Here is a 24,524-nt window from a genome sequence, read left to right as displayed (position 1 = left end):
GCCGCAGCGAGCGTTTCGAGGCCAACCGCCGCAGGCGGCTCTTAGGCCGAGATCGCGCAAAGCGCGACGCCCCCTCAGTTTGCCTTACGGGCTGGATGCCGCTTTTTTCCAAAATTAAAGTTTTACTCGATTTTTTCCAAAAAATCGCGGTTTCCAAAGGCAGGGCCTTTGGCCGCTCATCGCAATGAGCGGAATACTTTATCCTGTGAAGCGCGTTTTTCGGGTGAATTGCCGCGAAGCGGCAAGAGGGGGCTTTTTGTAAGAGAAAAAGCCCCCTTGCATAAACAAAATACCGAACAGGTTCTCACATATGCAGGCGTTTTTGCAGCTCGGCCTGGGTTTTGCGTCCGGCGAACGAGAAGAGCGCGGTGAACGAGAGGACACTGGCCACGATACAGATGACCGAAGGATAGCTGACCTTGGCCCAGCCGAAGAGGATGAATGCGAGCGGGATAATCCCGAACAGGCCATCCAGAATCATATAGACGAGGAAATCCTCGCTTTTCATATGCAGGATCCTGGCAAGCAGGAGAAGACAGAGCATGGCGATGACGCAGAACCCGGGGATGGCATAGGTGACCGACCAGCCGCGCCAACGGGTGAGGAAATCCCAGAGCAGGGAGATCATCGAGAGCCAGAACACCTGCCACAGGATATTTTTGGGCAGATTATGGCGGCGGCGAACCGCGCTTGAAACGCTGACCCACATACATCCGATGCCTGCGAGGACGAGTACCGACCACCATCTGTGGGGGGTGAAGAGGAAGTTGCAGGCCACGCAGATCACGCCGGCGGCAATCGAGAGGAAGATGAAAATACGGATCGCCAGATGGTGCTGCCGGTAGACGGTAGGCACCACTGGGAACACCTCGGCCTGCGGGTCACCGCCGGGCGGAAGCTGCCCCTGACAGAGCGGGCATCGCCGCCGGTCACCCGGAACCTCCACCCGGCATTTGTCACAATATGGCATGGTTACTCCTCCTCCGGCTGGTTGGAATGGATGGTCAGCCCGACCCCGAGGTCCCCGAGCGACCGGAAAAACCGCTTATACAGATCAGCACTCACCAGAGGCGAGGTACAGCTCACCATCATCCGGTCCCCGAACGAGCAGGCACAGACCTGCAGCCGGTTGGTGCTGTTAAACACATCGAACAGTCGGATATACTGATGCAGTTCGGCAGGCATCTCCACCCGGCCAAGGTTGGAGAGTGCGCCTGTCACCCCGCGTTTGGACACCCGGTCCGCGATCCGCAGGCTCAAGTCCTTGAAGGCCAGCGGCACCAGCCGGGTCAGCATATTGTGTTCAAGCGCCGAGAGCTGCTGCATCCGTCCGGCCAGACGTTCCGGTGTCAGTTCGGCAGACATCTCGGAGGTCAGGACCTTCAGCACCTCTTCGAAATCCGCATCCGGGCGGTCGAACCGGTAACTCAGGTTCACAATCCCGAAAAAATTCCGCGCCGATTCGGACGAAAAATATTTGCGCAGATTGACCGGGATGGTCAGCACGACCGGTCTGCGCCGCTCCCGGACGGTCATCTCTTCATTGACCGCGCAGAACAGCAGTCCCGCGAGCAGTCCGGTGACCGTTACCCCGCGCGCCCGCGCGCAGCCGACCACCTCTTTGGCCGAACATTCCGCCTCGAGCACCCGCAGCCGGTATTCGGGCAGGCGTGCGCCGGTCAGATGATGGGCGCGCACCGGTCTGGGCGGAACCGCCGGCCCGGCAGACGCCGCGTGGTCGCCGTAGTACCGCCGGAAGCTGTCGTCCGAAGCCTGCCCGGTCGATGCGTCGTAATCAAAAGGGGGAAGCCCGTCTGGGAATGCTTGCCGATGCCGGATGGTCAGGTAATGGTAGACAAGCATCCGCAAAAACTGCAAGGCGCCGGTTCCATCGGTAAGCGCGTGGTAAACCTCAAATCCGATCCGCCGCCGGTAGTAGAACACCCGGAACAGCAGCCCCCGCCGGGCGGGATCGTAGAGCGGCGCACAGGGGGGCAGATGCTCCTCCTCGACCTGTGCCTGAAGGCTGGAGCTGTCCAGATAGTACCAGAACAGCCCGCGCCGCAGCACCGAGCGCAGATGCGGGAACGATTCAAGGGTCAGATCCAGTGCGGCTTGCAGCGCCTCCGGTTCGACCTGCTCGTACAGCTCGCAGGAAAACCGGAACACTTTGGGGTCGGAGCGGCTGCTGGTGGGCGGGAAAATCTTCGCCGCATTGTCAAGGCGGCTCCATCCGGTGGCTTTCCGTCCGCTCATATCCGTTCCTCCCGCTCCCGCAGAAATGCATTGATCCATTCATAGATGCGCCCCACCTGCGCAAACTGCGGCGGCAGCGCCAGAAAACCATGCAGGGCGTCCGGCATCCGGCGGCAGACCACGTCGCCCCCTGCCTCCGCCAGGCGTGCCGCATATTCCTCCCCCTCGTCCCGCAGGGGGTCATACTGCGCGGTAACCACCAGCGTTTCGGGCAGGCCGGTGAAATCCTCGGCCAGCAGCGGCGCAAAGTATGGGTTTTGCAGGTCGGCTGCGCTGCCGCGGTAAAGCTCCATATAGTCACAGATCCGCCGGGAAGTCAGCAGGTAATCGGTGCCGTTCTCGGTCACCGACCGGAAGGGGGAAGCGGGGGTATGGTCGTTCCAGGTGGCCGGGTAAATCAGGATCTGCCGGGCAGGGAGGAATTCCCCGCGGTCCCGCGCCATCAGGGACACAGCCGCCGCGAGATTGCCGCCCGCGCTGTCACCGATCAGTGTAATCCGCCGGGCGCTCACCCCGAACAGGCTCGCGTCCAGACAGACCTCCCTCGCAACCGCGTAACAGTCCTCGAGCCCTTGTGGGAACCGGTGCTCGGGTGCGAGGCGGTAGTCAACCGAGACCACCAGATGCCCGGTCGCCTCTGCCATCTGGCAGCAGATTTTGTTATAACTGTCGATGTTGCCGGTCACCCAGCCGCCGCCATGGAAGAAAAGCAGGATTCGGTCGTCAGCCCCGTTTCCCGATGCGAACAGCCGTACCGGCACTTCATGATCCCCGCATTGGACGGTGTGGTCCCATGTCTCGTAGGCTGCACCGATTTTTTTGCCCACCGCGGTGTCAATCTGCCGCTTGAGCGGGTAACTTTTTCGAATATCAATATCTGGATAGGACAGCGCTTTGAGCGCCGCCCGCATGGCTTTGCTGATTGCGATGGAAATCCTCTCCTGTCTCTGGTAAAAACGGTCGATATGATGTATAATAGATGTGACCTGTATAGGATGTGATATTGGACGCATGGTACTGCCTGTCTTTGCGCGCCGCGGCGGATGCTGCGCTTCGCGCGGGGATCGTGCAGAGTGCGGTGCCAGAGAGAGGATATGCCCCCTCTGGCGGAACTCCTTTTCCAGGTGCTTTGTCTTTTTTCTCAAAGCTGCGTGCCTCGGATATTGAGGGCAAAACAGGGCGCAAGCCAACCTTGCCGCTTTTGTCTCTCTTTTTGCGATGCCAAAAGAGAGACGCCTGTGCGGATATGGGCGTTTCGTACCGCTTGGAGTACATCTTATAAACGGATGATACCACAATCGCAAAACGATGTGGCATCATTGGCCATCGGGACGGGAGCAGTCTCTGGCTGCGCATCGTCCTGATCATAGCTATTATACCATAGAGTGATGGGAAATAAATGAACTTGAAGTTAAACCGCAAAAAATCCGCAAAAATTCTGCACTGCTTACATATAAATTCAGATGAAACAACGTTTCTCTGTCCGGATGGTGTGGGAGGAACGATGTATATACGGGAGGTATCATGCCATGCAACAAAAAGGAAAGCCCGCGTCCCCGGGTAAGGGGTACAGGCATCTGCTCCCGCTTTTACTGGCGGGAATGCTGTCTCTGCCGCCGCTGGCTGTATATGCGGTGGAAGGGGAGGCAGGCTATTGGGAGCGGATTGCCCATGTGATCGCCGCGATGGACAATGGAGGCGGGAACGAGGTGCTCACCCAGATTGAGCCGGGGGAAGGGATTCCGGCGGAAATTCTGCGGGTCCTCCAGAGCCGGGATGTCACACTTGTCGTCCTCTGTGACGGGAAACGCCTTCGGATCAACGGGCAGCAGATGTATCCGGTTTCGGACAGCCAGGACTCCTATTCCTGGGACGACCTTTCCGCCATTTATGCAACTCCTCCTGGACCGGGTGAAGCCTCGTCCGAGCCCCCGCTCGAGCCGTCCGAGATGGAGTCCAGCCCGGATGCGTCGGAGTCCGCTTCCGCCGAAGCAATCCTCTCCCATGAGCTGCCCCCGCGCGAGGGCCAGACCCCCATTCTCATTGCGGCGGAACCGTCTGAACAGGACAGTACTTCCGACACGGCTTCCGAACCTTCTGGGCAGGAGGAATATCTCCCGGTTTCGGCCCGCACCGAGGTCCATCGCCCGGTTTATCCGTTGTTGATCGCTGGCGGGGTGATCCTGGTTGCGGCGGCGGGCGGCGGCGCTGCGATCTACTTCGGCATCCTGCGTGACCGGCTTCGCAAAAAACAGGACGAATCCTCGGAAGAATCCGGGGAAGACGGAGCGGACGAGGAGGACGGAAAAGACAAGAAGGATCAAGAGACGAAAGATGGGGAGGACAAGGGCGAAAAGGCCGCCCCTTCGAGCGAACCGGCGCTGAAGCCGGCAGCAGAGGAAGCGACCGTCGGAAAATCGTAACCAACTGTTTTGTCCCCCTTCTTTTCAACGATGACAGTTTCCGCTCTGGGGCGCTGTTTGATGCCGGCTGGATAGATGGACAGCCGCCGTATTGCTGCCGGTTGCGGAGGAGCGGCTTTTGACAGGCCCCCCCTTGCAAAGGATACGGGCCAGAGGCTTTGTCTCGGGATCGGAGGCGTACTGTTTACATAAAAAGGAGGTGGCGGAACTGGAAAAGACCGCATTGGTGTTGGCGGGCGGCGGGAGCCGTGGCGCATATGAAATCGGGGTGTGGCGGGCACTCACCGAACTGGACGAGCGGTTCCAGATGGTTACCGGAAGCTCGGTTGGCGCGATCAATGGGGCGGTCGTGGCACAGGGGGAGTTCGAGCTTGCGGAGCGGATGTGGAAGGAGCTGGAAACCTCCCGGGTTTTTGACCTGCCGCTTGATGAAACGCTGCCGCAAAAGCAAAAGCGGCGTGCAGCTATGCGGCTGTTCGGGCTGGCTGCGGTGCGGGAGGGTGGCGCAGGTACCGGTGCGCTGGCGGGCCTGCTGGCGCAGTATCTGGACGAAGAGAAGGTCCGGCAGTCCCCGATCGACTTCGGGGTGATCGCAGTCGAGCTTGGAAGCATGAAACCGGTCTACCGCTGGAAGGATGAGATTCCGTCCGGCAGGCTCGCGGACTATCTGATCGCATCTTCTTCCCTTTTTCCGGCAATACGCCCGCACGAGATTGACGGGAAAAAATATATCGACGGTGGGTTCGGGGATAATATGCCGGTGCGTATGGCGGCAGAGCGGGGGGCCCGACGGATTATCGCGGTCAATATGGATGCGCCGGGCATCCTGCACGATGACCTTCCCGATGATTGCGAATTGCGGATCATCCGCCCCTATTGGGATTTGGGGGCGCTGCTGGTCTTTGACCCGCATTCGGCGCGGCAGAACCTGCGGCTGGGCTATCTGGACACAATGCGTTCCTACGGGGTGTTCGACGGACATGCCTATACATTTGTCAAAGGGACCATTTCGGACGAGATGCAGCGATACTACGGGCAGTTTTATGCCCGCATGGACCTGCTGGGGTTTCGCAATGTGCGGCGTAGGTTCCTACAGTCGGCGGCCTATGCGGCGGTGACCCGGCAGGTTTACCGGCGCAGCTCCCGTAAGACCCCGGTGCGGGCATTCGCCCTCGACGGGATCGAGTCTGCCGCCGAGCTGCTCGGCCTCAATCCATGCGTCCTCTATTCCGCCGACAGGCTGCATGAACGGCTTTCCGAAGCAGTGCAGGCGGTCGAGCTGCCTGCGTCCCTGTCCGGGGAAGGGGGGGCCGTCCCATTGGGGCTTTCCGCGCTCGCTGATGCACTCCGGCTGGCAGGCCGCCCCTGCCGACTGCGGTTTCTCGCCCGCACCATCCGGTCTGCGCTCGACCGCGCCGAGCCGGTCAGCCTGCTGCCGGTTGCCGCGCTCCTTCCCGGGGAGTTTTCGGCTGCGCTCTACCTGGCTTTTTCCCGCATCCTGTAGAACGTGTCAAGGGGTATGCCTGGCTGGCGGCAGGCATACCCCTCTTTTTTACACATGTCCCCAATGAGCAGGCGGAATCGTTTTGAAGAAAAAATTGCCGGAAAAGCGCCAATAACACTTTTCCGGCAAAGGGAAGAAGTTCAACAGGGATCGATCGCGAGACAGGTGAGAACGCCATATGCCTGAAGTCCGAATGTACAGCAGTAGCCGTCGATGTGGTCAACCAGCCAGACAAAGGTTCCGAATGAAAATGGACGGCTGTAGGCGAGCGGTTTTGGAAGCAGGCGCACCGGCCCGACAAAGTTGGCGACAAGCCCCAGATAACAGTAGGCGGTGGCCAACAGGATCACCAGCAGGGCGACCCGCAGAACGGCTGGGCACGCCGGCAGCTGCAATCCGCAAAAGAGCCGGGCAAACAGGAGCAGAGCAAGCGTCCCGCAGACAACGGAAAACGGGAAAAAATAGAATTTGAAATATTCCTTCCATACAACCTGTTCCGTTGGGAGCGGGTCTAGCCGCAGGTAAGCGAGGAAAAAGAAAACAGGGATACCCATAAAAAGAAGGAACAGGCAAAACCTGACCTGCGACCAAAGCGGTTTCATTTTCATAGCCCCCTCTCTTCCGAGCCGGATGCCGCTTTTTCCCAGAACTAAAGTTTTACTCAATTTTTTTCAAAAAATTGCGGTTTCCAAAGGCAGAGCCTTTGGCCGCGCTCCGCAGAGCGCGGAACGCTTTGTCCTGTGAAGCGCATTTTTGGGGTGAATTGCCGCGAAGCGGCAAGAGGGGGCTTTTTGCAAGAGAAAAAGCCCCCTTGACCGGATCAGTCCGCGGACAGCTGGTTGATGATGTGCAGCAGGGAGCGGGTATCGTCAATCCAGCGGGTAAACCGCTCCTCCGCATCCAGCGATGAGCTGCCGGTTTGCTTCATCCAGTCGAGGCTGTATTTGCCGAACGCAATTCGCTCCGCGAGATACCCGGCGATGTCCCCAGGGCTGAAATCCGAAAACGACAGTCTAAACCCCTCTGAATTGGGGAAGAAATACATCCGGATATTCCCTGAACTGGAGACTGCAACAGGAGGGTCTGGCAAGGGAACCGTGATGGCACTCACCGCCGCGCTCGGCGGAATTGCGCCCATATCGACAAGATCGGCAAGGAGCGCGTCGAACTCTTCTCGCGAGAGGTGCTCCATATCGTATTTGTCTCGAAGAAAGACTTTTTGCGCTTCGGTCAGCTCATTTTTTTCCGAGACGGCTGTCCTTGAAGAAGCGCGAAGCTGCGCATAGAGCGTCTGCGGAGCTGGGGAGGAACGGTCAGGCATCACAGCGGAACTCCCGGATTCGATGGCTTCCGCAGAGTTCAAATCAGCGGCAGAGCGCAGCATTGCGGCAGGAAAACCCAAAGAATCCACCTGCCCGCTGTGGCTTTTAAGGTTCGTGGTTGTTTGCTGGCGGGTAATAGGCGAAAGACTGACAGGGACCAAGAAAAAGACCTCCTTCTCTGATTCACACGAACAAGGCTTTCCCAGACCGGTGAAAAAGCCCCCCGATTGGTTCAATCCGCAGTCAACTGGTTGATGACATGTAGCAGGGTCTGGGTGTCATCGATCCAACGGGTAAACCGCTCCTCCGCATCCAGCGATGAGCTGCCGGTTTGCTTCATCCAGTCGAGGCTGTATTTGCCGAACGCAATTCGCTCCGCGAGATACCCGGCGATGTCCTCAGGTTTCCATTGTGAAAGTTTTGATACAGGGGATTCTTCGTCAATATATACGTTAAAATACCACGGCGGACTCCCTAGAAGAGGGACTGAAACCGCACTTACTGTTGCATGTTCCGGAATCGTTCCTATATCGACGAGATCGGCAAGGAGCGCGTCGAACTCTTCTCGCGAAAGGTTATTCAAATCGTATTTGTCCCGAAGAAAGACTTTTTGCGCTTCGGTCAGCTCATTTTTTTCCGAGACGGCTGTCCTTGAGGAAGCGCGAAGCTGCGCATAGAGCGTCTGTGGTGCTGGGGACGGAAGATCAGATGCAACAGCAGAACCACTGGACACAGCGGTTTCCGAGGGAGATGCACTGGCGGCAGAGCGCAGCATCGCGGCAGGAAAACCCAAAGAATCCACCTGCCTGCTGCGGCTTTTAAGGTTTGTGGTTGTTTGCTGGCGGGCAATGGACGAAAGACTGGCAGGGACCAAGAAAAAGACCTCCTTCTTTAATCTACACGAACAAGGCTTTCCCAGATCGGTGAAAAAGCCTCGTTCGTATCCAATAGCAATATCTATATTTATTGAGATAGATGTTGTTTTAGCGTTTATTTGTAGATGGTTCCCCAAACAACTTTATCCCGCCCGGTGCCGTCGCTGAAGTAGATCTGCCAGGGAAGAGAACGGGAAAAATCAGAGGTAACAAAAGAGAAGGTTGCAGAAGAAGAGTTTGTAGGGACGGCGGTTGTTCCGACAGTGGAACCGTTCACTTTGAGAGTTGCAAGGTTTGCCCCCTGCGGATTCACGAGAATCTCCACCAACCAACCATCCGCGTTGTGTTTGGAGAAAACGGCCTTGGTTTCGCTGTCAATAGTCACATTGCATAATTGGTCATGCTCAGGATAACCAACGCTGATTGCGTCCATGTAGCGGATTTTCTGTTTGGTATCCGCAGCATACACTCTTACCTGCTTGATGGCGCAGCGTCCCGGATAGCGCGGCTCGATCTGGCTTTCGGAAGCGTCCTCGCCAGCGGGCGCCGCGTTGGGTTCGACCGCCATCGCGGGAACAGCAAAAACAAAAATCATGCTCATGACCAAAATGAAGCGGAACATTTTTTCAGATTTTTCATTTTCTACACTTCCTCATTCTGTTAAAAATTGCTTTGAAAACACCTCTTTCTGCAACTCTGTTTTTATAATAATATATAATATATAATATCCCGATATGGCCGGAATGTCAACATCTTTATCTTGCTTTTTGCGCAATATTTTTGTCAGATATTTTTAAAAATATCCATAATGTTTTATTGACGGTGTAGTGTCAATATGCCGCAAAGTGTGCTATACTGGAAGCCGGCGAAAGGGGGCTTTCAGATGGCAAGACCGATGCTGCGGCGGGAGAATCCGCATCCCGAACAGATGCAGGCGTTCCGGATCTCCTGCGCGGACTGTTACGGCTACTGCTGTACTGCGCTCTGCTTCTTCAAGACTGACGGTTTCCCGATGGACAAGCCTGCGGAGACTCCCTGCCGCAATCTGGAGCCGGACTTCCGGTGCAGGGTGCATGACCAGCTTTCCAGCAGGGGATGGAAAGGCTGCCGGGCATATGACTGTCTGGGGGCGGGGCAGGCTGCGGCGCGGCTCTACAGGAAGGACTGGCGGGAGGCCCCCGGGACAGCCTCTGAACAGTTTACGGTTTTTCTGACCCTCTGCCGCCTGCGTCAGATCGGCTGGCATCTGGTCGAGGCGCTTCAACTGCTCCCAGCCAAGCCGCTTTGGGCGGCGCTGGAGGCGCAGTTGGCGGAGAATCAGCGGCTGGCGGGACAGCCTGCCGGGGCGCTCATTGGGTTGGACCTGTCCGCTCACCAGGCGCAGGTGAATCCGCTGTTAAAACAGGCCGCCGCACTGACCATGCAGGCCGCAGGGGGCGGAAAACGGTGTGCCGACGGGATCGGGAAGCGGTTCAGGGGGGAGCTGAGTGGAATGGACTTCAGCCTTGCGCTGTTGATCGCTGCCAATTTTAGCGGGTGCACCTTTTACGGGATCAATCTGCTCGGGGCGGACCTGCGGGAGGCTGACTTTTCGGATTCCGACCTGCGGGGAGCCTTTTTCCTGACACAGGGCCAGCTCAATGCCGCGAAAGGGAACCGGAATACACGGCTTCCAGAGGGGCTTTCCCACCCGTCCCACTGGGATTGACAGTGAACAGGGGTTGGGAATGGGTGCTTTTTCTCTTGCAAAAAGCACCCTCTTGCCGCCCTTCGGCGGCAATTCACCCGGAAAATGCGCTTCACAGGAGAAAGCGTTCCGCGCTCATCTCGCGCTAAGAGCCCGCCTTCGGCGGGTTGCGCTCGAAACGCTTCGCTGCGGCTCGCAGTGCGGAGCGCGCCGGGGGCTCTGCCCCTCGGCCCCGCCGCCTTTAAAAAGGCGGGCGAAACTTTTTGTTTAGAGAATGGAGGAAAAGGGATGAAGCTGTTATTTTTATCCTATCCAAAATGCACGACCTGCCAGAAAGCCAAGCGCTGGCTGGACGAAAATGGGATTTCCTATGAGGAACGCCACATCAAGGAGCAGAATCCGTCGGCTGAGGAACTGCGGGACTGGCATCGGCAGAGCGGACTGCCGCTCAAACGGTTTTTCAATACGAGCGGCCTGCTCTACAAGGAACAGGGACTGAAGGAAAAGCTTCCGCTTATGGATGAGGCGGAGCAGTATGCCCTGCTTGCCACCAACGGGATGTTGGTCAAGCGTCCGCTGGTGGTCGGGGACGGGCTGGTGCTGGTGGGATTCAAGCCTGCTGAATGGGAGCGGCTGAAAGGGTGAATTGTTGGGTTTATATCCTGCGGTGCGCTGATGGAACCCTCTACACCGGATGGACCTCTGATCTGCAAAAGCGCCTTCGGATGCATAACAGCGGTACAGCTTCCAAGTATACCAGGTCACGCCTGCCCGCAGAGATGGTTTACAGCGAGCCTTGCACAGAGCGCTCGGAGGCGCTCAGGCGGGAAGCGGCGATCAAACGGCTGTCCCGTACGGAAAAGCTCGCACTGATCCGCGGCGCTTTCCGGGGATAAGCGCGCTACTTTCGGTTTTGCTCCCCCCAGATACATAACTGGTCCAGAACCGACATTAGCGATTTCCCTCGATTAGTGAGGGAGTATTCCACCCTGGGCGGGATTTGCGGATACTCTTTGCGCTGAATCAGGTCGTCCGCTTCCAGTTCCTTGAGGTTCATGCTGAGCGTCTTGTCCGAGATGGTTTTCAGATAGCGGCGCAGCTCATTGAAACGCACCGGCTCAAATTCCATCAGGCAATAGAGAATGACCATCTTGTGCTTGCCGCTGATCAGTGACAGCGTATAACTGAATCCGGTATCCTCGAAGTTAGCGTTTGCAATATAGTTTTTAATCATACCAGTTACACTTTCTTTTAAGACAGTACTTGATTTTTTTCGTGCTTGCGTTACAATGATAGCACAGTCGAAAAATACTGTCAATTCTATTGGGAAAGGGGTATTGGTTTATGGGCAGAAACATACTTGTGCTGAATGGCAGTCCCCGCATGAATGGCAATACGGCTGCTCTGGTAGAGCAGTTTACAAAGGGGGCCGAGCAGGCCGGGCACAGGGTTGTCCGTTATGATCTTCAGAGGATGCAGATTCATCCTTGTCTTGGCTGTTGCCAGGGAGGGAAGGACCCGCAGAGCCCATGCGTGCAGAAGGATGACATGCTGAAAATCTATCCTGACTACAGGGAGGCCGATCTGGTGGTACTGGCAAGTCCGCTTTACTACTGGACGGTCAGCGGTCAGCTCAAATGCGCGTTTGACCGGCTGTTCGCAGTCGCCGAGTGCAACGCGGATTACGAGAATCCCAAAAAGGAAAGCGTTCTGCTGATGGCTGCGGAGGGCAGCGGGTTTGAAGAGTCACTGTACTGGTATGATCGCCTGATGGACCATCTCGGCTGGACCGACCGGGGAAAGGTCCTCTGCGGCGGGGTGTTCCACGCGGGGGACATCAGGGGGAATTCCAAGCTGGAGGATGCTTATCAGCTAGGACTCCGTATTTAGAAGCAAACGTTTTACCCGGTTTTTTGCTCCTGCTTAAGAGCCGGCGTTTCACACGACACGCGGGGAGGATGCGCCTTGCGGGTCAGGGGGCAGCGCCTCCTCTCCGCAGGCCCCTCCCCGGTAAGCTGGGAAGGCTGTTCTTTTTTCATTTGCGTATCCACTGTTAAATCTTGTTTTGAGGAATGGAGCTGGAGATTGTGACAATGACACAGATGATCCTGCTGGTCTGCCCGATGATCTTTCTGGCAAGCTTTATCGACAGCATTGCGGGCGGCGGCGGTCTGATTAGTCTGCCGGTCTATATGATGACCGGACTGCCGATTCATACCGCATTTGGCTGCAACAAGTTTTCCGCCAGCATGGGCAGCATCATTTCGGCAGTCCGCTACCAGAAAAGCGGCAAGATCAAGTGGAAACCGGCGACGGTTTCAGCGGTTTTTTCGCTCTGCGGCGCTTCTATCGGCGCACAGATCAATCTGCGGCTCGACCCGCTCTTCCTGAAAAAACTGGTTCTGGTGATCCTGCCGATTGCGGCAGTGGTGGTGCTGTTCGGCAACCATCACCGGCAGAATATGCGTCTGCTGGAAGGGCGCCGGCTCTACCTGGGCTGCGGGATGGCCGGCCTGCTGATCGGCCTCTATGACGGGGTCATCGGCCCCGGGACCGGGACCTTTATGATCCTCGCATACACCTCGTTCATTGGATATGACTATGTAACTGCGAGCGGCAATGCCAAGGTTGCAAACCTTGCTTCCAATCTGGCGAGCCTGATTGTTTATCTGCTGCATGGGAATGTGCTGTTCCTGTTGGCGGTCCCTGCCGGAATCTGCGGTATTCTGGGCGGCTGGATCGGAAGCAGCCTCGCGATCAGCAAAGGGACCAAATTCATTAAGGTGATCGTGGTGCTGGTGCTGATCGGGGTATTCGGCAAGCTGATCTGGGATGTTGTTTCGGCTGCGGGGGTGGTTTAAATGAACATTCAGATTTTTGGGAAGGGCAAATGCTTCGATACCAAAAAGGCGGAGCGATGGTTCAAGGAGCGGCGGATTCCCTATCAAAAGATCGACCTCGGGCGGATCGGGATGAGCAAGGGGGAACTGGAGTCGGTCAAGCGGTCGGTCGGCGGACTGAAGCCGCTGATTGATCCAGAGTCCAAGGATTACGACCGTTCTTTCGTGGCATATCTTGCTTCGGAAGAGAACATCGCGGACAAGCTGCTGGAATATCCGGGACTGCTCAAAACGCCGGTCGTCCGCAACGGCAAACAGGCGACGGTGGGTTACTGTCCCGAAGTCTGGGAGAGTTGGAAATAAGAACCTGTATTCATAATCAGGAGATACCGAATGGGCGGGGGATTTTGTTGCCCTGCAAGGCGGAAAAACGCAGACAATACTTTGTGTATTGCAAGGTTTTTCAGCGCGGCAGGCCGGCAAGAGCCTCGATCAGACGGTGTCGAATGGTTATGCATACGGGTTCTAACAATGCGAGGTGGCAGAGATGACTGAGAAATGGTATTACACCGACCCGTATCTGCGGCGGTTCACCGCGACGGTGACCGGATGTGAACCGGCCGGCACCGGCTGGCGGATCACTCTGGATCGTACAGCATTCTATCCCGAGGGCGGTGGCCAGCCGGGGGACAGCGGGCAGATCGGCGGGGTACGGGTGAGCGATACCCACGAAAAGGGCGGCGAGGTGTTCCATACGGCCGTCGGCCCGCTCGAGCCGGGCAGGAAGGTGGAGGCGGAGATCGACTGGGACCGCCGGTTCTCGCTGATGCAGAACCATAGCGGGGAGCATATCGTGTCCGGGATCATCCACCGGCTGTTCGGGCTGGATAATGTGGGGTTTCATATGGGGAGTGATGCGGTGACGATCGACCTGAGCGGGGAACTCAATGCGGAGCAGCTTGCGCAGGTCGAGCGGGAAGCGAACCATGCGGTCTGGGCGGATCGTGAAATCCAGATTGCATATCCCGGCCCCGAAGCGCTGGCGCGGCTCGACTACCGCAGCAAAAAGGAACTGACCGGTGCGGTGCGGATCGTAACCGTCCCGGGAAGCGATGTCTGCGCCTGCTGCGGCACCCATGTCCGGCGCACAGGGGAGATCGGTGCGATCAAGCTGCTGACCTCCCAGCGCAGCAAGGGGGGCGTGCGGGTGTGGATGCTCTGCGGAGCGCGGGCGCTCGCCGACTATGCCGCGAAAAATACCGATCTCTACGCAATCTCCGGGCTGCTCTCGGCAAAGATTCACGAGACAGTCCCGGCGGTCGAACGGCTGCTCGCTGAAAACGCCCATCTGGAACAACGGGCGGCACAGTTGGAAAAACAGTTATTCGCCATGAAAGCAGAGCGGTTTGCAGAGGGAACCGACCGGGCGGTCGTGTTCGAGGAGGGGCTGGATCATGCGGCGCTGCGGCGGTACTGTCAGGCGCTCTGCGCGCGCGCAGGGCTTGCGGCGGCTTTCTCCCCGGATGGGCAGGGCGGCTGGCGGTATGTGCTGGGCAGCACCAAACGGGACCCGCGCCCGCTCGGGAAGGCATTGAATCAGGCGTTTTCCGGGCGCGGGGGCGGGAACCGGGAGCTGGTGCAGGGGACCATTTTGGGCGGACAGCCCGAGATTGCCGCGTTCTGTGAGACGCTGGGATAAGGGCCGGCCCGTAGGGGGTTCTATGCAAAGGGGAAGCGTCCCCTGCCAGGGATAGGGTACAGGGTCCGGGGGCAAACGCTGAAAAACTGTATACACAACCCCCGTAGGATCGTTTGTGCATACAGTTTTTCATCAGCGTTATTCTACGGTGATGACCGAGACCGGGCATCCCTGCGCCGCACTGGACGCTTCATTTTCCATCTGGGGCGGGACCGGGCTGGCGTGGACCTCGGCGAGTCCGTCGTCCGCCATGCGAAAAACATCCGGGCAGGTTTCTGCGCAAAGTCCGCAGGAGATGCACCCGCTGCGGTCGATACTGGCTTCCATAAGTTGATTCCTCCAAAAACAAGATTTGCCATCGGCAGCTTTAGTATGGGCTGCCAGATGGGATTCTATACCGAAAGGGGTATCCGGATGAAATTGCAGCAGTCCCGTCTTCCCGAGCTGTTTGAGGAGGGCGGATCGTTTGCCGTTGAAGCACAGGCCAGTCTTGACAGTGAAGACAGGCTGGAAAACCGGCGGTTCACAGGGGACTTCCCCGGGACAGATGCGCGCGGCTTGGATCTGCGCGGCTGCCTGTTCGACGGGATACGTCTTGCGGGCGGCAGGTTGGAAAAGGGGTTTTTCATGGATGTGGCCTTTCGCAGGTGCGACCTCTCAAACCTCGACCTTTCCGGCGGGACGTTCCGCAGGGTAACGTTCGAGGATTGCAAGATGGTCGGCGTCCTGCTGCCCGAAAGCTCGCTGACCGATGTCCGGTTTGCCGGCTGCGCTGCCCGCTATATCAACTGTTACGAGGCAGCGGTGCACCGGGTCCAGTTCATCGGATGCGACCTCACCGGAGCGGTCCTGCAGTCGGTCAGCGTTCGGGAGCTGGCCTTCTCCGAAAGCCGTTTGACCGGCGCGGAGCTATTCGGGACTCCGCTCGCCGGGGTCGATTTTACCACCAGTGAGATTGATGGAATTGTCGTCGCTCCCCAGAATCTGCGCGGCGCGGTTGTCACTGCTCCACAGGCCTGCGAACTGGCCCGGCTGCTGGGGGTTATTATCCGATAGCATCATCACAGCTTTGAGCGCCGCAAGCTGCGGGAGCTTCCCGAGAATCTCGCAGAGCAGGTCGGAAAGCGCGCGGAGCTGTGCGGCCTCTTGGGCGGCGGCCTCCCCCAGCCCGCGCTCGAGCGCATCTGCAGAGTGTTCGAGCAGGGGAAGCATCTGCAGCAAGGAGCGGTCGAGCCGGTTGAGCAGCGTCATCGGCTTTTCCCCCCTCTCTGGATCTTTTCCATATAGTCGGCAAGAATCCCGATGAAGATTTCGGGGGTGGGCTTCTGTTCGTAGCAGAGGCCGGAGATCGCTTGAATCCGGTTCTTCCCGTCGTGTTCCCAGCACACCGCGATCACCTTACGCAGGTTTTTCTGGACGCAGACGGTGCTGGTTCCGTGTCGCCGCGCAATCTCCGGATAGAGCAGCTTGGTCACCCGCAGAAGGCGGTCCTCATCCTCCATTGCAAGCTCGACCGCGGTGACCAGAAGGGGGTAGCCGTCGTAGGCTTTGGAGATGTGAAGGATGCGAAGCAGCTCTTTCAGGCTGTAAATGGGTTGCAAAGGCGTTTCCGTCATTGTAATACCTCCATGAGAACCAAGTTTCACTTACAGGTTATTACAAGTTTCGACAAATTTCGGATTAAAAGACCTTTTACGACCTTTTTGAAGATGAGAAAAATTATTAAAAAAACTATATATTTTGTATAAATACTGAATAAAAAAGAAAAAAAGAGACCCTTTGACAACCTTGCAGTGTCATAGGGTCTTTGTTGTATGGTTGTGTTTTCAGGTTTTTACAGGGTTCAGCCGTTCGCCCAACCCGGCCTGTACCAGTGCTTTCCGGCAGGCAGGTGCGATCAGGACTGATGCGGCTACTGCCAATACTGCATTGATTCCGGAGGTGACCATTTTGACCGAACAGGCGGCGACCGCGGCGTCGAACGCGCTGCCCTCGAGCACCAGCTCGGTGACCGCCTTAATCAGATAGAAAGAGGTCGAAAAACCCGAGCCTGCGATGGCAGCAACGAGATTGAGCCGGTTATTCTCGCCGGAATGCTCCCCCCAATGGGCAATCAGGCCGCAGAGAAACGCCATCAGGAAGAACCGTATGAAGGTCCACGGGGCGTCATAGACAAAGACCGGGTTGGTGAGGTCGTAGAGTGCGGAACCGATCCCTGCGGCAAGCCCTCCGCGAAGTCCGCCGAACAGTAAACCTGCGAGCAGACAGAAGATGTTCCCAATCTTAAACATTGTCGGGCCTGCCGGGGTTGGTATCTGGATTTTCAGGAATGCAGTGGTTACAAAAACCATTGCCCCCATCAGCCCAACCACGACAACATCATAGGTGGAAAATTTTGATTTGTGTTCCATAAAGCACCCTCCCTGTTCAATTTTTTAATATCAGTATACTGGATTTCAGATGCCGCAGCAAACCGGATGATGCAGCAGGAAAAGAGGGTTCGGATTGTTATAAAATCATAATTTATTGGCGCTTATTGGCCTGGGATTTATAAAAAATAACGGTTCCGGAGAGGGGCAAACAAAAAGAAAAAGAATCAGCCGTAAAACTGCTGCATTTTACGGCTGAAAAGAAAGGCTATATTGTGCAGAAGGTAGAAAGATCAATCTCCTCCATAGGTCTCGATCAGTTGTTTGAGCTGTTCGATCAGCTTTTGGTTTTTCTCCCGCTCGGCCTCATAGAGCGCTTTGTAATCGTGGCCGTCCGCCGGCGGTTCCAGATGGTTATAGCCGCCCTCCCGGATCAATTTGGGGTAATCCCGATAGGCAACATTGAGGTCGATCAGCCCGGTGACCCCGGGGATCGTTCCCGAGCCGCTGTACTGCCAGATACCCGCTTCTCCGGAGTAGGTGAGCTTGCTCGCGTACTGTGCAACCCAATGGTCGTATTCGGCCAATTCTTTGTCGTATACCTTGGTTTCAAACCAGTCCTTCGAAGCATACATCATCGGGTAGTAACCGGCTTTGCGGATCTCCTGAAGGAACGCGATGCAGATATTGGTGCGCTCCCGGCGGGAGAGTGCGAGAATCTGCGGTTCATACTCCTGATCGAATGAAACCGGAAAGGTCAGCCGGTAAGGCTTGATTGCGTCGAGGCAGGTACGCGCTTCGATCCGCGCCTGATCGGTATTCAGCGCGTGGGAATACCAGTAGACACCGGTATCCAGTCCAGCGGCCTGCGCCTGTACAAGCTGGGGTACGAACGATTTGCTGACATATCCCTCGAATCCCCAGGTCCGCTGTATGCCATAGCCCACCCGGATCATTGCAAAGGTGCGCCCGCTCTGGCTAACCGCCGGAAAATCCACGATCCCGGTTCCGTTTTGATTGTTGGAGCTTGTGTCAATCCCCTGATACATGTGTCTCCATCTCCTCCATACGATCTCCCTCCATCCTACGGCATGGACCGGAAAAAGGTGCGGGAAAACCGGGCTTGCTTTTGGTGCGGAGAGGTGGTATGCTGAAACCCAGAGAGGGGAGATTTTGATGGCAACCGTCCGATATGACGGAGCGGACCTCTACTATGCATCCTGCGGGCAGGGGGAACCGCTTCTGCTCCTGCATGGGAATGGGGAGGACAGCAGTTACTTCTGCGGACAGATACCCAGTCTGAAAAAGCACTACCGGGTTATTGTGATGGATACCCGCGGGCATGGCAGGTCGGGCCGCGGAGAGGGGCAGCTCAATTTTACCCGGTTCGCCCGGGATGCGGCGGCAGTTCTGGATGCCCTCGGGCTGTCCTCCGCGCATGTCCTCGGCTATTCGGACGGCGGCAACACAGCGATCCGTCTCGCACTTGATGCCCCGGAGAGGGTGCGTTCGCTGATCCTCAACGGGGCGAACCTCGATCCGTCCGGGATCAAATGGACGGTACAGACCCCGATCGTGCTCGGCTACGGGCTTTGCAGGCTGATCGGCCTGTGTGACGCCGGCGCACGCGAAAAAGCCGGTATCCTCGGCCTGATGGTGCACCATCCGCACGTGAGACCGTCCGAACTATCGGCAATCCGTGTCCCCACGCTGGTGATCGCCGGGGAACATGATGCGGTGCGGCAGCGCCACACCGAACAGATTGCCGGGTCGATTCCCCATGCAAGGCTGCGGATTATCCCCGGCGGCTCCCATGCGGTCGCAGCCCAAAAGCCCGCCGCATTTAACCGGGAACTGTTGCAGTTTTTGCAGAGCCTGTGAGAACCTGTTCAGATTCCTTTCAGGATTGCGGCAAACAGAGGCGGATTGTTGGGGCGGTTGATAAAGTCGTGCAGCAGGACGGTACAGGTTTTGCTGTCCAGGGTGGGCAGATAGCCGAGCAGGGCGTCCCGCTCTTCGAATCCGCTGTCCCTGCCGTAGTAGATGCAAAGGCTCATCACCCCGTCGGGGGTCAGCAGCCGCAAGCCCGCTTCAATCGCGGGGATGCTCGTTTCCGCATGGGTGAAGATGCTGTGATCCCCGGCGGGGAGCCACCCAAAGTTGAAGGTGATACACCGCACAGTGCCCGGCTGCGCGTACCGCTCCATATTCACATGGCTGTCGAGGTGGACCTGCGCAATCCGGTCGAGGCCGCGTTTCCGGAGCAGGGCATTGGTGCTGTCGACCGCCTCCTGCTGGATATCGAACGCGAGCACCCTGCCGGTTTCACCGGTCAGCCCGGCGAGATAGGCGGTGTCATAGCCGCGTCCGGCGGTTGCGTCGATGCAGAGGTCGCCGGGACGGACATGCTCGGCAAGGAGTCGGTGGGAGAGCGAAAGGGCGTTAAAACGGTCGGTCATATGAAAACTCCTCACAGTTGTTTTGAAAGATACGGGATAGGCATTTATATTGCGGAGGGAAAGCCATGCGTTTTTACGATCAGGTCTATCAGATGGTGCGGCAGATTCCCAAAGGCAGGGTCGCTTCTTATGGGCAGATTGCGCTTTTATGCGGCAACCCGAAGGCGTCTCGTGCGGTTGGGTGGGCGCTGCACCTCAATCCCGAGCCGGGGGTGATCCCCTGCCATCGGGTGGTCAACGCTGCGGGGCGTCTTGCGCCGGGGTTCGCATTCGGCGGGCAGGACGAACAGCGCAGGCTGTTGGAATCTGAGGGGGTTGCTGTCAGCCCGGAAGGGTTCGTAGAAATGAAGCGGTATGCGTGGTATGGGCCGGAAGCGGGCGGGTGATTCCCGGCGCCCCTGCGGGCTTGCGTCGGGGGCGCCGCCCCTCGACCCCGCCACCTTTGAAAAGGTGGACGAAACTTTTGGTTTGATCATGCATCTTTATTGTAGCTGTGATAGCCTGAAAACGCAACCGGAGGCGCAGAAAATATTTTTAGAAATTGAACGAACAGGAGGTCAAAGATGGAACCGATTTTTTACACTGTGAAGCAGATCAACGGGGATTATGCAGTGCTGCTCTCGGACAGCGGCGTGGAGAATACCGTGGCAATGGCGTTGCTCCCGCCCGAAACCGACGAAGGGATGCGGCTGCTGTGGGAAAATTTCACCTATAGCGTCACAGGATAGGGCCAAAAATATAGCGAATCTACGAAAAGTCCGGGAAAGACCGGGCTTTTCCTTGCATTTTCAGTGGATTGTGATAAAATGGAGTAAATATGTCTACATTGGGAGGCGCAGCGATGTCGGAAACGATCCTATCCTTACAGAACATTCATAAAACATTTGGTACGGCCGAGGCCCTCTCCGGCGTGAGCCTTGAGGTGGAACGCGGGGAATTTCTGACCCTGCTCGGCCCGTCCGGATGCGGCAAGACCACCACGCTGCGGATCATCGCGGGGCTGGAAGCCCCGGACAGCGGGCAGGTACTGCTCCAGGGACAGGATGTCACCGGCTGGGAGCCCAACCGCCGCAATGTCAATACCGTGTTCCAGAGCTACGCACTTTTTCCACATATGAACGTGGCCAGGAACATCGGATATGGGCTGCGGCTGAAAAAGACCCCCAAACCGGAGATCGCCCGCCGGGTGGAGGAGATGCTCGCGCTGGTACAGCTTCCGGGCTATGGCGGGCGTCTGCCCAACCAGCTTTCGGGCGGGCAGCGGCAGCGGGTGGCGATCGCGCGGGCGATTGTCAACGATCCGGCGGTGCTCCTGCTCGACGAGCCGCTCGGGGCGCTCGACCTACAGCTCAGGCGGCAGATGCAGACCGAATTGAAGGCGCTCCAGAAGGACCTCGGGATCACCTTTATCTATATCACCCACGACCAGGAGGAGGCGCTCAACATGAGCGACCGGATCGGGATTATGAATGCAGGGAAAATCCTCCAGCTCGGCACGCCGGACGATGTTTATGAGCGTCCGCAGACCCGGTTTGCAGCCGAGTTCATCGGGCAGAGCAACATTCTGCACGCATCGGTAGAACAGGTATGTGCAGACGGGACGATGTTGCTGTCGTTTGCGGGCGGGACGGTCAAAGCAGCCGGGACCGGCCGTCCAGGCGAACGGCTGGTGCTTTCGGTGCGCACCGAACGGGTGCGGTTCGGCGCGGAAAGCCAATATGGGTTTGCCCTGCCCGGGACAGTAAAAGCCCACAGTTATACAGGCGGTATGCTCCGCACCACCCTGCTCCTTCCAGACGGACAGGAGCTGACTGTCAACGGGATGGGCGGCGGACACAGCCGCGCCGATGTGGGGGAGCCGGTGCAGGTCTACTGGAACCCGGCCTGCGCAATCGTGGTGGAACGGGAGGGAACGCCATGAACAAAAGACAGAACCGTTTCCCAGCTGCCGCAGTCCCGTTCCTGCTCTGGACGGTGGTATTTGTTGCGATCCCGCTGATCTATATCCTCTGCATGAGCTTCCTCAAGCGCGCACAGACCTGGGGTGTGGTCGCCGAATTTTCGTTTGACAGCTATGCCCGGATGGTTACCCCGACCTACCTCAAGGTCTACGCCCAAAGCATGTGGCTTGCGGTGCTTACCACCCTGTTCACCCTGCTGATCGGCTATCCGTTTTCCTACTTTGTTTCGCGGCTGTCGGAGCGGCGGCGTTCGCTTGTGCTGCTTCTGGTGGTGGTGCCGTTCTGGACCAACTCGCTTGTCCGGATCTACGGCTGGATGATCCTGCTGCGCAGTCAGGGAGTCATCAACACGCTGCTCATCGCGCTCGGCGTGATCGAAACCCCGCTCAAGCTGCTCTATAATTTCGGTGCAGTGCTCGTGGGGATGATCTATGCGCTGCTCCCGTTTATGATCCTTTCGACCTACAGCGCGATTGAAAAGCTCGATCCATCACTGGTGGAAGCGGCGCGTGACCTCGGTGCAGGCCGGTGGCGGGCGTTCTGGACGGTCACTGTGCCCATGACCCGCGCGGGCATCATGGCGGGATGTGTGCTGGTGTTTATCCCCTCGGTGGGGCTGTTCTTTATCTCCGACCTGCTCGGCGGCGCAAAAACCATGCTGCTCGGCAATCTCATTAAAAATGAGCTGCTCACCGCCCGTGACTGGCCGATGGGCGCCGCCCTTTCGGTGGTGATGATGGCTATGACCCTGCTGGTAATCGGCATCTATCAGAAGTGCTCGGGCGAACGCGGACTGGAGGGGATCCTGTGAAAAAACGCACCTTTCTTCCGGAATGCTATATTCTGTTTGTTCTGCTGCTGCTCTATCTGCCGATCGCAGTGGTGGTGGCCTATTCGTTCAATGACACCAAGCTGTTCCATTGGGCGGGCTTCACCTTCGACTGGTACAGCCGGCTGATGCGAAACCGCAGCATTATCGACGCCTTCTTCAACAGCCTGAAGCTGGCGGCTTTGAGCAGCCTTTCGGCCGCAGTGCTCGGAACGGTCGGGGCGGTTGGGGTCTCGCGGCGGCATTTCCGGGGGCGCGCTTCCCTCGAAAATCTCTCGCTCATCCCGATCATGGTCCCGGAAATCATCCTGGGGATGGCCTATCTCGCATTTTTCTCGTTTCTGCGCCTGCCGATGGGGATGCTCACCCTCACCCTTGCGCACACAACGTTCTGCGTCCCGTACATTTTTGTCAATGTCAAGGCCCGGCTGACCGGTCTGGACCCGTCGATCACCGAGGCTGCGCGTGATCTCGGTGCGGGCGGGTTCCGGGTATTCTTTGACATCACCCTCCCGCTGATTTTACCGTCGGTGCTCTCCGGCACCCTGCTCGCGTTTGCCATGAGCATGGACGACGTTATCATCAGCTTTTTTACGACCGGCGTTCAGACCAATACGCTGCCGCTCCAGGTTTACTCGATGCTGAAAACCGGCGTGACGCCCGAGGTCAACGCGCTTTGCACCGTCATGCTCGGGGCGGTGTTCCTGTTGGTCGCGGCCGGACGGCTGGCGGCATCTGTCCGCCGCAGGTTCAGGGGCGCTGCCCCCGAACCCCCGCATCTGGCCTAAGAACCCGTCTGGCATCTAAGAACCCGTATTCACAACCATTCGACACCGTCTGAGCGGGTCTTTTGCCGGCCTGCCGCGTTGAAAAATCTTGCAATACACAAAGTATTGTCTGCGTTTTTTCGCCTTGCAGGGCAGCAAAATCCCTCGCCCATCCGGCATCCTCTGATTATGAATACAGGTTCTAAAGCTTTACTCAATTTTTCTCGAAAAATTGCAGGGTCGAGGGGCAGAGCCCCCGCCGCCGTGTGCACACGGCGGAACGCTTTATCCTGAGAAGCGTATTTTTTTGGTTCTTTTTTTACAAGAGAAAAAAAGAACATTTTCCATATACCAATCCAACCGAACAAAGTAAAAAAGGAGAGAGCTATGAAACAGATCAAGCGCATTTTTACAGCCCTGCTGGCGGCGTGCACGCTGGCAGCGGCATCGGGTTGCAACGGGGATTCCGCTTCTTCCAGCCAGATCATCGGCGGTGCGGACGGTCCGACCAGCATCGTCCTCACCAATGATCCCAGGCCCGCAGAGGGAGGAGAGGAAAAGGTCCTCAATATCTTCACCTGGGCGACCTACTTCCCGGACGACATCCTCGCGGAATTCACCGAGCAGACCGGCATCAAAATCAATTACAGCAATTTCTCCAGCAATGAGGAGATGCTTATGAAACTCGAGGCAGGCGGTGAATATGACCTTGTCCTTGCCAGCGACTACATCATCGACATCGCCCGCGGAGAGAATCTGCTCGCCCAGCTGGACCAGTCCAAAATCCCCAACTTCGGCAACATCAACCCTGCCTTCCAGGGCAAGTTCTATGACCCGGAAAACCAGTATACCGTCCCATATGCAGCCGGGATTCCGCTGCTGATCTATAATCCCGATATGGTCGATTTCGAGGTCAAGGGCTTTGAGGACCTCTGGAACCCCGCCTTTGCAGATTCGATCGTGGTGATGGACGATGCCCGGAATGTTATCGGCCTGACCCTCAAAACCCTTGGAAAAAGCCTGAACGAAACCGACCCCGCCGTACTCGACCAGGCAAAAGAGAAGCTGTTCTCCCTGAAACCCAATATCCGCGCCCTTGATTACGATTCCCCCTATAACCTCATGCTTTCGGGTGAAACGGCGATCGGTTATATGTTTACCTCCCAGATCATTACCGCCCTCAACGAGAATCCCAACCTCAAGGTGGTATTCCCCGAGGAGGGGCTTGGCTTCGGGATTGATTCCTGCTTTATCCCTGCGCAGGCTCCCCACCCGGACAACGCCCACCAGTTCCTTGACTTTATCCTCGATGGCCAGCGTTCCGCGCATATCACCGACCAGATCTATTACATCAGCTGCAATTCCGCTGCGAGCGAGTACCTGGAAAATCAGGCGCTTGTGATCCCCGATGAGGCGATCGAAGGCGCAGAGTTCATGCAGGATGTAGGCAGTGCAACCCAGACCTATAATGACATCTGGGCTGAATTTAAACTCCAATAAACCAGTTTGAATCCGCGTGGAAAAACAGCCGGA

General features: G+C 57.4%; 32 protein-coding genes. 18 read left to right on the top strand and 14 right to left on the bottom strand.

Going from position 1 to position 24,524, the window contains the following annotated elements; translation table 11 throughout:
• Positions 1 to 188, top strand: a 188-nt coding sequence (locus tag C814_RS24425) for a hypothetical protein (RefSeq protein WP_207637143.1), incomplete at its 5' end; no start/stop codon positions are given.
• Positions 189 to 304: 116 nt separating this feature from the next.
• On the opposite strand, the gene C814_RS20915 is transcribed toward C814_RS24425, so the two are convergent.
• Genes C814_RS20915 through C814_RS0105815 form a run of 3 tightly spaced genes read right to left on the bottom strand, consistent with a single transcriptional unit; the run spans position 305 to position 3,167 of the window.
• Complete coding sequence (locus tag C814_RS20915; RefSeq protein ID WP_016317460.1) at positions 305 to 970, bottom strand: DUF6320 domain-containing protein; 666 nt, start codon at positions 968 to 970, stop codon at positions 305 to 307.
• Between the two features lie 2 nt (positions 971 to 972).
• On the bottom strand, positions 973 to 2,256 hold the full coding sequence (locus C814_RS20910) for a phthiocerol/phthiodiolone dimycocerosyl transferase family protein (protein WP_016317459.1): 1,284 nt from the start codon (positions 2,254 to 2,256) through the stop codon (positions 973 to 975).
• Entirely contained in the window at positions 2,253 to 3,167 is a 915-nt protein-coding gene (locus tag C814_RS0105815) for an alpha/beta hydrolase (protein WP_022788606.1), read from the bottom strand. Before C814_RS0105815 ends, C814_RS20910 begins: the two co-directional genes overlap by 4 nt.
• 618 nt (positions 3,168 to 3,785) lie before the next feature.
• Between C814_RS0105815 and C814_RS20905 the strand changes: the two genes are divergently transcribed.
• Together C814_RS20905 and C814_RS22685 are read left to right on the top strand one after the other, a co-directional pair.
• Positions 3,786 to 4,679 (top strand): hypothetical protein, encoded by an 894-nt coding sequence (locus C814_RS20905; RefSeq protein WP_016317457.1) that lies wholly within the window; start codon positions 3,786 to 3,788, stop codon positions 4,677 to 4,679.
• 118 nt (positions 4,680 to 4,797) lie between these two features.
• A complete protein-coding gene (locus tag C814_RS22685) occupies positions 4,798 to 6,183 on the top strand; it encodes a patatin-like phospholipase family protein (RefSeq protein WP_016317456.1) in 1,386 nt (461 codons plus the stop codon).
• Between the two features lie 140 nt (positions 6,184 to 6,323).
• On the opposite strand, the gene C814_RS20895 is transcribed toward C814_RS22685, so the two are convergent.
• The 4 genes from C814_RS20895 to C814_RS20880 all read right to left on the bottom strand — a co-directional run bounded on the left by C814_RS20895 (position 6,324) and on the right by C814_RS20880 (position 9,002).
• Complete coding sequence (locus tag C814_RS20895; protein ID WP_016317455.1) at positions 6,324 to 6,785, bottom strand: hypothetical protein; 462 nt, start codon at positions 6,783 to 6,785, stop codon at positions 6,324 to 6,326.
• Between the two features lie 218 nt (positions 6,786 to 7,003).
• Positions 7,004 to 7,504 carry a hypothetical protein gene (locus C814_RS20890; RefSeq protein WP_155846454.1) on the bottom strand — a complete coding sequence of 167 codons (501 nt, stop codon included), beginning with the start codon at positions 7,502 to 7,504 and terminating at the stop codon, positions 7,004 to 7,006.
• A 233-nt stretch (positions 7,505 to 7,737) separates the two neighbouring features.
• Positions 7,738 to 8,379: a hypothetical protein gene (locus C814_RS20885; RefSeq protein WP_016317453.1), complete on the bottom strand. Its 642-nt coding sequence runs from the start codon at positions 8,377 to 8,379 to the stop codon at positions 7,738 to 7,740.
• Positions 8,380 to 8,495: 116 nt separating this feature from the next.
• Entirely contained in the window at positions 8,496 to 9,002 is a 507-nt protein-coding gene (locus C814_RS20880; RefSeq protein WP_016317452.1) for a hypothetical protein, read from the bottom strand.
• 261 nt (positions 9,003 to 9,263) lie between these two features.
• Between C814_RS20880 and C814_RS20875 the strand changes: the two genes are divergently transcribed.
• From C814_RS20875 to C814_RS20865, 3 genes are all read left to right on the top strand, one after another.
• Entirely contained in the window at positions 9,264 to 10,088 is an 825-nt protein-coding gene (locus tag C814_RS20875) for a pentapeptide repeat-containing protein (RefSeq protein ID WP_016317451.1), read from the top strand.
• Positions 10,089 to 10,355: 267 nt separating this feature from the next.
• The gene (locus C814_RS20870; protein WP_016317450.1) at positions 10,356 to 10,712 is read left to right on the top strand and encodes an arsenate reductase family protein; all 357 of its coding nucleotides are present in this window, start codon (positions 10,356 to 10,358) and stop codon (positions 10,710 to 10,712) included.
• Positions 10,709 to 10,963 (top strand): GIY-YIG nuclease family protein, encoded by a 255-nt coding sequence (locus C814_RS20865; protein ID WP_016317449.1) that lies wholly within the window; start codon positions 10,709 to 10,711, stop codon positions 10,961 to 10,963. Before C814_RS20870 ends, C814_RS20865 begins: the two co-directional genes overlap by 4 nt.
• A gap of 5 nt (positions 10,964 to 10,968) precedes the next feature.
• Here the strand turns inward: C814_RS20865 and C814_RS20860 are convergent, their stop codons facing one another.
• Complete coding sequence (locus tag C814_RS20860; RefSeq protein WP_016317448.1) at positions 10,969 to 11,301, bottom strand: winged helix-turn-helix transcriptional regulator; 333 nt, start codon at positions 11,299 to 11,301, stop codon at positions 10,969 to 10,971.
• A 110-nt stretch (positions 11,302 to 11,411) separates the two neighbouring features.
• Here C814_RS20860 and C814_RS20855 point away from each other — a divergent pair, with 110 nt between their 5' ends.
• The 4 genes from C814_RS20855 (at position 11,412) to C814_RS20840 (ending at position 14,606) form a co-directional block, all read left to right on the top strand.
• Positions 11,412 to 11,957 (top strand): flavodoxin family protein, encoded by a 546-nt coding sequence (locus C814_RS20855; protein ID WP_016317447.1) that lies wholly within the window; start codon positions 11,412 to 11,414, stop codon positions 11,955 to 11,957.
• 203 nt (positions 11,958 to 12,160) lie between these two features.
• Positions 12,161 to 12,928: a sulfite exporter TauE/SafE family protein gene (locus tag C814_RS20850; RefSeq protein ID WP_016317446.1), complete on the top strand. Its 768-nt coding sequence runs from the start codon at positions 12,161 to 12,163 to the stop codon at positions 12,926 to 12,928.
• On the top strand, positions 12,929 to 13,270 hold the full coding sequence (locus C814_RS23990; RefSeq protein WP_016317445.1) for an arsenate reductase family protein: 342 nt from the start codon (positions 12,929 to 12,931) through the stop codon (positions 13,268 to 13,270).
• 184 nt (positions 13,271 to 13,454) lie between these two features.
• On the top strand, positions 13,455 to 14,606 hold the full coding sequence (locus C814_RS20840; protein ID WP_016317444.1) for an alanyl-tRNA editing protein: 1,152 nt from the start codon (positions 13,455 to 13,457) through the stop codon (positions 14,604 to 14,606).
• Positions 14,607 to 14,744: 138 nt separating this feature from the next.
• Here C814_RS20840 and C814_RS20835 read toward each other — a convergent pair whose 3' ends face one another.
• Positions 14,745 to 14,933 carry a ferredoxin gene (locus C814_RS20835; RefSeq protein WP_016317443.1) on the bottom strand — a complete coding sequence of 63 codons (189 nt, stop codon included), beginning with the start codon at positions 14,931 to 14,933 and terminating at the stop codon, positions 14,745 to 14,747.
• An 87-nt stretch (positions 14,934 to 15,020) separates the two neighbouring features.
• Between C814_RS20835 and C814_RS0105800 the strand changes: the two genes are divergently transcribed.
• Positions 15,021 to 15,662: a pentapeptide repeat-containing protein gene (locus C814_RS0105800; protein ID WP_196809957.1), complete on the top strand. Its 642-nt coding sequence runs from the start codon at positions 15,021 to 15,023 to the stop codon at positions 15,660 to 15,662.
• A 191-nt stretch (positions 15,663 to 15,853) separates the two neighbouring features.
• Here the strand turns inward: C814_RS0105800 and C814_RS22680 are convergent, their stop codons facing one another.
• The 3 genes from C814_RS22680 to C814_RS20825 all read right to left on the bottom strand — a co-directional run bounded on the left by C814_RS22680 (position 15,854) and on the right by C814_RS20825 (position 18,024).
• Positions 15,854 to 16,222 carry a sporulation initiation factor Spo0A C-terminal domain-containing protein gene (locus tag C814_RS22680; RefSeq protein WP_016317440.1) on the bottom strand — a complete coding sequence of 123 codons (369 nt, stop codon included), beginning with the start codon at positions 16,220 to 16,222 and terminating at the stop codon, positions 15,854 to 15,856.
• Between the two features lie 210 nt (positions 16,223 to 16,432).
• A complete protein-coding gene (locus tag C814_RS20830) occupies positions 16,433 to 17,017 on the bottom strand; it encodes an ECF transporter S component (protein WP_016317439.1) in 585 nt (194 codons plus the stop codon).
• Positions 17,018 to 17,268: 251 nt separating this feature from the next.
• Positions 17,269 to 18,024 carry a glycoside hydrolase family 25 protein gene (locus C814_RS20825; protein ID WP_016317438.1) on the bottom strand — a complete coding sequence of 252 codons (756 nt, stop codon included), beginning with the start codon at positions 18,022 to 18,024 and terminating at the stop codon, positions 17,269 to 17,271.
• 127 nt (positions 18,025 to 18,151) lie between these two features.
• On the opposite strand from C814_RS20825, the gene C814_RS20820 reads away from it, so the two are divergent.
• Positions 18,152 to 18,856, top strand: coding sequence for an alpha/beta fold hydrolase (locus C814_RS20820; RefSeq protein WP_016317437.1), 705 nt, complete (start codon positions 18,152 to 18,154; stop codon positions 18,854 to 18,856).
• Positions 18,857 to 18,864: 8 nt separating this feature from the next.
• On the opposite strand, the gene C814_RS20815 is transcribed toward C814_RS20820, so the two are convergent.
• A complete protein-coding gene (locus C814_RS20815) occupies positions 18,865 to 19,482 on the bottom strand; it encodes a tRNA 5-(aminomethyl)-2-thiouridylate-methyltransferase MnmM (protein WP_255345289.1) in 618 nt (205 codons plus the stop codon).
• Positions 19,483 to 19,499: 17 nt separating this feature from the next.
• Between C814_RS20815 and C814_RS20810 the strand changes: the two genes are divergently transcribed.
• From C814_RS20810 to C814_RS20795, 5 genes are all read left to right on the top strand, one after another.
• On the top strand, positions 19,500 to 19,820 hold the full coding sequence (locus tag C814_RS20810; RefSeq protein ID WP_016317435.1) for an MGMT family protein: 321 nt from the start codon (positions 19,500 to 19,502) through the stop codon (positions 19,818 to 19,820).
• Positions 19,821 to 19,997: 177 nt separating this feature from the next.
• Positions 19,998 to 20,162 (top strand): hypothetical protein, encoded by a 165-nt coding sequence (locus C814_RS24335; protein ID WP_016317434.1) that lies wholly within the window; start codon positions 19,998 to 20,000, stop codon positions 20,160 to 20,162.
• A gap of 113 nt (positions 20,163 to 20,275) precedes the next feature.
• The gene (locus C814_RS20805) at positions 20,276 to 21,355 is read left to right on the top strand and encodes an ABC transporter ATP-binding protein (protein ID WP_016317433.1); all 1,080 of its coding nucleotides are present in this window, start codon (positions 20,276 to 20,278) and stop codon (positions 21,353 to 21,355) included.
• Complete coding sequence (locus tag C814_RS20800; RefSeq protein ID WP_016317432.1) at positions 21,352 to 22,206, top strand: ABC transporter permease; 855 nt, start codon at positions 21,352 to 21,354, stop codon at positions 22,204 to 22,206. Before C814_RS20805 ends, C814_RS20800 begins: the two co-directional genes overlap by 4 nt.
• Positions 22,203 to 23,012 carry an ABC transporter permease gene (locus tag C814_RS20795; RefSeq protein ID WP_016317431.1) on the top strand — a complete coding sequence of 270 codons (810 nt, stop codon included), beginning with the start codon at positions 22,203 to 22,205 and terminating at the stop codon, positions 23,010 to 23,012. Before C814_RS20800 ends, C814_RS20795 begins: the two co-directional genes overlap by 4 nt.
• Positions 23,013 to 23,041: 29 nt before the next feature.
• Here C814_RS20795 and C814_RS23985 read toward each other — a convergent pair whose 3' ends face one another.
• A complete protein-coding gene (locus C814_RS23985) occupies positions 23,042 to 23,398 on the bottom strand; it encodes a hypothetical protein (protein ID WP_155846452.1) in 357 nt (118 codons plus the stop codon).
• Here C814_RS23985 and C814_RS20790 point away from each other — a divergent pair.
• On the top strand, positions 23,379 to 24,491 hold the full coding sequence (locus C814_RS20790) for a polyamine ABC transporter substrate-binding protein (protein WP_016317430.1): 1,113 nt from the start codon (positions 23,379 to 23,381) through the stop codon (positions 24,489 to 24,491). The two genes, C814_RS23985 and C814_RS20790, sit on opposite strands and share 20 nt — an antisense overlap.
• Positions 24,492 to 24,524 lie beyond the last annotated feature (33 nt).

This window comes from Anaerotruncus sp. G3(2012), from assembly GCF_000403395.2.
In the GTDB taxonomy this organism is placed as follows: Bacteria; Bacillota; Clostridia; order Oscillospirales; family Ruminococcaceae; genus Anaerotruncus.
This window is presented reverse-complemented; position numbering and strand designations above follow the sequence as displayed.